The organism is Pseudoalteromonas sp. P1-13-1a (assembly GCF_001401875.1).
Taxonomy (GTDB): domain Bacteria; phylum Pseudomonadota; class Gammaproteobacteria; order Enterobacterales; family Alteromonadaceae; genus Pseudoalteromonas.
Genome location: NZ_LKDV01000061.1, coordinates 1 through 5,000 on the forward strand (window position 1 = coordinate 1; position 5,000 = coordinate 5,000).

At 38.3% G+C, this 5,000-nt stretch carries 5 protein-coding genes; 2 read left to right on the plus strand and 3 right to left on the minus strand.

What is annotated here, in order from left to right; translation table 11 throughout:
* Nucleotides 1-517 precede the first annotated feature (517 nt).
* Together AN391_RS19585 and AN391_RS19590 are read right to left on the minus strand one after the other, a co-directional pair.
* The gene (locus tag AN391_RS19585) at nt 518-1,132 is read right to left on the minus strand and encodes a response regulator transcription factor (RefSeq protein ID WP_055016941.1); all 615 of its coding nucleotides are present in this window, start codon (nt 1,130-1,132) and stop codon (nt 518-520) included.
* Nucleotides 1,110-2,255 carry a sensor histidine kinase gene (locus tag AN391_RS19590; protein ID WP_055016945.1) on the minus strand — a complete coding sequence of 382 codons (1,146 nt, stop codon included), beginning with the start codon at nt 2,253-2,255 and terminating at the stop codon, nt 1,110-1,112. Before AN391_RS19590 ends, AN391_RS19585 begins: the two co-directional genes overlap by 23 nt.
* A 149-nt stretch (nt 2,256-2,404) precedes the next feature.
* Here AN391_RS19590 and AN391_RS19595 point away from each other — a divergent pair, with 149 nt between their 5' ends.
* The gene (locus AN391_RS19595) at nt 2,405-3,574 is read left to right on the plus strand and encodes an acyltransferase family protein (protein ID WP_055016942.1); all 1,170 of its coding nucleotides are present in this window, start codon (nt 2,405-2,407) and stop codon (nt 3,572-3,574) included.
* A gap of 53 nt (nt 3,575-3,627) precedes the next feature.
* Nucleotides 3,628-3,933 carry a hypothetical protein gene (locus AN391_RS19600; protein ID WP_055016943.1) on the plus strand — a complete coding sequence of 102 codons (306 nt, stop codon included), beginning with the start codon at nt 3,628-3,630 and terminating at the stop codon, nt 3,931-3,933.
* 474 nt (nt 3,934-4,407) lie between these two features.
* Here AN391_RS19600 and AN391_RS19605 read toward each other — a convergent pair whose 3' ends face one another.
* A complete protein-coding gene (locus AN391_RS19605; RefSeq protein WP_055016944.1) occupies nt 4,408-4,884 on the minus strand; it encodes a hypothetical protein in 477 nt (158 codons plus the stop codon).
* Between the last annotated feature and the right edge of the window lie 116 nt (nt 4,885-5,000).

The following is a 5,000-nucleotide window of genomic DNA, read 5'->3' on the forward strand; positions in this document are numbered from 1 at the left end:
ACTTAAATTGAGATTTATTAACTAAATTACACTCTAAAAATAATTATGTTTTTTATTAGGTAAATTTCTTAAACAACGAGAAATCGCTTGAAAACATCTATTACAGTAAGTGATTTGAAGTGGTAATTTGCCTATCTGTTATACGAAAGCTAATCGGGTTTACTTCGAGGTAGAGTTTATTTAGCCCGATGCTTGCCAGAGGAGCGACAGCGCATCTTTATTTTTCATTACGTAAAGAACCCCGACTCTTGGCCAGTTACAACTGTTAATTGCATCAATCAAAAATTACCGGCGGTCTGCTCTGTGCCATGAGCAGACACTGAAGATCTTTAATGTCTGAAACCAAGATTTGGTGATGCCAATCATACTCATTGCTAGGTCACAAAAAGTGGAACGCCAAGAAAAGCTCGCCTGGATAGTCGCCTATTTGTTTATTAGTTAGTTTTATTTACTCTTATTTATGTTGATTGCGCCACTTAAGCCTAATCAAAAATAGTAATTTGGTGTTGTTCGCGTGTTAAATTAGGTTTTGATTAATGGCTTTTATAACGGCCTGAGTGCGGTCTTTTACCTCTAATTTAGCAAGGATTTGTGACACATGATTACGAATAGTCCCCTCAGAGTTATCTAACTTTTTGGCAATCACTTTATTCGACATGCCTAAAGACAAACACTGCAATACGGTTTGTTCTTTGCCTGTTAAGCAGAGCTGAGGGCTTAGTTGTTTTTTGAGTAAAAAATCAGTCACCGCACTTTGCAATACTCGCTCACCTGCAACGACCTGCTTGATAGCGCTAATGAGCTCTTCAAGTTCAATGTTTTTAAGCACATAGCCACGAGCACCTAGATTAAGGGCTTTGACTAATACATCACAATCTTCAAATGTGGTGATGATCAGCACAGGGGTTTTATCACCCTTTTCACGCATTTTTTGCAGCACGCCGAGCCCATCTAAATTCGGCATTCTCATATCGAGTAAAGCAATGTCAAAACTATGTTCAGCTAATAGTGCAAGCGCTTGTAAGCCATCTTCAGCTTGGGCTTCGATATTAATGGCGCTATCAAGGTTAAGTAAATTAGCGAGGCCTAAACGAACTAAGGTCTGATCTTCAACTAGTAGGCACTTTATCATGGCTTTTTTCTTCTAAATTTAATGGTAATGTCATGGTATTGATCAGTGTTTCTTGCTCAAGATGTTGTGAAAATTCACCACCAAATTGTGCCATTCGTTCATTTAATCCTGCTAATCCGTTCCCATGTTTTGGTAAATGGGTCTCTGGTTGGTTGTGATACGCTTTTGCAATTAACAGCGGATGTTGACCAACGTGAGAGACATTCACATGCAAAGTAAAATGGTTTGCTTGGGTATGTTTAAGGGTGTTGCTGATCATCTCTTGGGTAAACCGCAATACACACAGGGCGTAGTCTTGAGGGAGCTGCTCTGTCTCCTTACTTAGTTGGAGATCACAGTGTAAATTAGGTGTTAGTCCGCAAATGGCCTCAATAGCTTGCTTAAGTATCGTTTTGTCATTGCGTTGAGTGGAAACGATTTCGCGTACTTCAGCCAATACTTCTTGACTAAGTTGGTGGCAAAGAGACAGGGTTTCAACGGTGGCGTCATTTGCTGCTCTTTTAGCAAAATCTAAATTAATGCTGAGCGCGGTAAGCTTATGGCCGAGTGAGTCATGGAGCTCGCGTGATATATTTTGTCGCTCTTGCGCTGCATGCATCGCCCCCATCATGTGTTGGGTGGCTTTTAACTCTTTGTAGTTTTGGCGGGATTGGTAATGTGTATTTAAACTTTCGACAATACGCCGACTAACAAACCAATTCATCAAGCAAAAGAAGAACCAAATTGTAAACGTGATCCAAGGAATGCCATTTTCCCAGCGCGAATAATGCGTTAAACCATACACCAGCATGGCGGCCACATCACAAGCGAGTATTTTAGGAAGCGTAAAATGAGGACTAAAAACCGCTGTGAACATCACTAGGTGGATAAAAACTAAGGACGTTGAACTCAGTTGTATCAAAACACAAATAAGCAGGAAATAGCCAAGTGCTACGCCGTGAACAAATTTGTTGGGCTGTTTTAACACATACAGCAAAATAGCTAAAATGGAACCACTTACTATGATTTGCAAATATAGCGCTAATTCTGAGTTGGCATAATAGGCACACGCCGATGTCACCCCGAGCCAAGATGCCAATGTTGAGAAATGCCAATCGGTTGTATGTCGTATAGTTGATTCCATTACTGCGGCCATATTTTTTAGCAATTATTGCAGAACTCGCGTTGTAAAAACAGTGACATCTGTCATAGCTCAGGCTATGAGCTTTGTGACTAGTGCCATGAAACCCCATTCATTTATGCTTGATTAATAAAAGTTAGTTGGGCACATTAATGAATAAAGACAATAGATTACATTACATTGATAATTTACGCAGCCTCGCGCTATTGCTTGGCATCGTATTTCATGCCGCTTTAGCCTACAGTCCGTTCTTTAGCAATATTTGGTTTACGGCAGACCCAAGCACACATGGTCTATTTGATTATATTACGCATACGCTGCACTTATTTCGGATGCCATTATTTTTTATAATTGCAGGGTTTTGCAGTACGTTGTTAATAGTTAAATCGAGCAACGCGCGATTTCTACGCCATCGCAGTCAACATATATTACTGCCTTTTATTGTTTTTTTACCGCTAAGCTTTGCAGTTTACTACCATGCCTTCAGTTTTGGAGCCGGTATAGCTGATCCAAAACCGCCGATTTTTGCTGTGTTTAAAGTTATTAAAGAGCCTGTTGTTAGCACTATGCACTTATGGTTTTTGTGGAACTTATTCCAGTTTTGCTTAATTCACTGGTTGTTGAAAACAACTAACTTATTAGGCAATAAATTCGATGCGCTTAGCGTCCACCCTTTATTTATGTGGGTTGTACTTCCCATCGTGTTAACGCTTTCTTTGATGGGGCAATCTATTCCATTCCGAGCCCCCGATAAGCTCACGCCACAGTTGTGGTCGTATGGTTTTTACGGCAGTTTTTATTGTTTAGGAGTAGGGCTTTATAAAAAACAACAGCTCATTTCGTCATATCATAAGTACTTATGGCCTCTTATTTTAGGTGTTGCAATATCACTGACTGGTTATTTTTCTTTATTACCAGCCGCGCCAAGCTTAGATGAAGTGATCGCCGCCGCAACTACGGAGTATTTTGCCGCAGCGGGAGAGCTACATGTATTGCATGTATTATTACAAGGACTGAGTGTTCTTTTTTTAACCGCCATAACGTTTTTACTTGGACATCGTTTTTTAAATCACAAAAGTAAACTCAGTCGCAGCATATCAAATGCATCATATTGGATTTATTTAATACATGTGCCAGTGCTGATTTATATTCAGATGCCATTGATTAATACTAATTGGCCAGTTTTAGTAAAGTTTATAGTTAGCGTGGTGGTTACATTATTTATAGGTCAAATAAGTTATTTATTATTAGTTAAAAATACGTGGTTGGGCGCACTACTTAACGGTAGGCAAACCAAGAGAAAGGTAATACAGTCTGCTTAAATGTCGTCACTTGGTAATGACTAAAAAGCAACACTACATAAAGGAATACTATTATGCATACAATAACAATCAAATCGACCATCGCCACGATTCAACAAGGGACGATTAAAGCCGACGGCAAATTTTGGCTAACCAACACCGATATTCATTTTGCGCCGTTGAACGCACAATTTGGGTTAGGGCCTTATATGTTTGCACGATGTGAAATTGTAAAAGTGAGTAAGTGCTCTGGTAAAATTGCGGGTATTTTGCCTTATACACATGATGCAATTGAAATCGTGTTAAAAGATGGCAATAAATATCAATTCATTGTGTCAAACGCAGATGAATGGATTAAATTACTTACTCATAGTGCATAGCGCAATCGCTGGTAATTCATCAAAATAGCTATTGTTTTAATGTACCTAATAATGCACGATAAAATATGCCACTATTTTATTGGGCATATAGTAATAAAACGCTTTTGCTTAAGCCCCGTTTGGGTAAAAAAGCCGAACCCCTCATCGTTTTAGGGAAAACTATTAAACAACACAAATGAGTTAGAGTCGAATGACGGCTCTGTGCCAATTACATAAAGTGGTAACGCCCGCATAATAGACGTGAGTTTACGAACGTCCTAGTTTACGGGGTTGTTAGATTACTCATCATATTGCCTCTCTTTAAACCATCTTAAGAACTTTTGTTGAGAGGTGAAATTTCTTCGTAAAAAGCTAAATATTAAGTCTTTGTTTATCTTTTCGATTTTTACTACATCTGAATTGTCAGCTTTAGCACCGAATGAATCTGAGATTAGATACAAGGATCATAAAACTGTGGCCAAAATTAGTTGACCACTACAGTGTATCAATATTGATTTGATAAGGCTTACTGACAAAGTCAGCCATTTTTATACACTCCTTAACTGCAAATCCTCGTCCTTTGTAGTTTGCGAAAGCAATATGAGTATTATCAGTCAACACTGCATATAATCTATAGTTATGTGTGTAGCCTTTTCTAGGTATAGCTTTAAAACCTTTAATATCCGATAATTTATAAACACGTTTAAAAATAGTGTATAAACTAGTCGACTTTAATTCCAAGGTTTGTTTTACGAGATCAAAACGACATACATAACCACCAAACGAACCACTCCACCCTAGCCAGCATATAAACCCAGATACCCATATCGGTAATGATTTTGCTTCATCAGAATTGAACACATTAATTAGTCCGATAAATAAAAAGAAACCACACAACAAAACTAGCAATAATCTACTTAACCTTGATTGTCGATAAATAGCTAGCTCACTAGATAGCTCTTTAAAATACATTACAGCACTCCGTATTTAACTAAGCCAGCAATGGCTGTAAAAACAAAAAATGGCAGGGATAGTTTTATTAGCGATTTGCGATCCCATATTTCAATGAAAACAAGATCTTCACTATT

Coding starts and splice junctions, on each gene's coding strand:
- AN391_RS19585 (WP_055016941.1), bottom strand. CDS start 1,132: ATGATAAAGTGCCTACTAGTTGAAGATCAGACCTTAGTTCGTTTAGGC.
- AN391_RS19600 (WP_055016943.1), top strand. CDS start 3,628: ATGCATACAATAACAATCAAATCGACCATCGCCACGATTCAACAAGGG.
- AN391_RS19605 (WP_055016944.1), bottom strand. CDS start 4,884: ATGTATTTTAAAGAGCTATCTAGTGAGCTAGCTATTTATCGACAATCA.
- AN391_RS19590 (WP_055016945.1), bottom strand. CDS start 2,255: ATGGAATCAACTATACGACATACAACCGATTGGCATTTCTCAACATTG.
- AN391_RS19595 (WP_055016942.1), top strand. CDS start 2,405: ATGAATAAAGACAATAGATTACATTACATTGATAATTTACGCAGCCTC.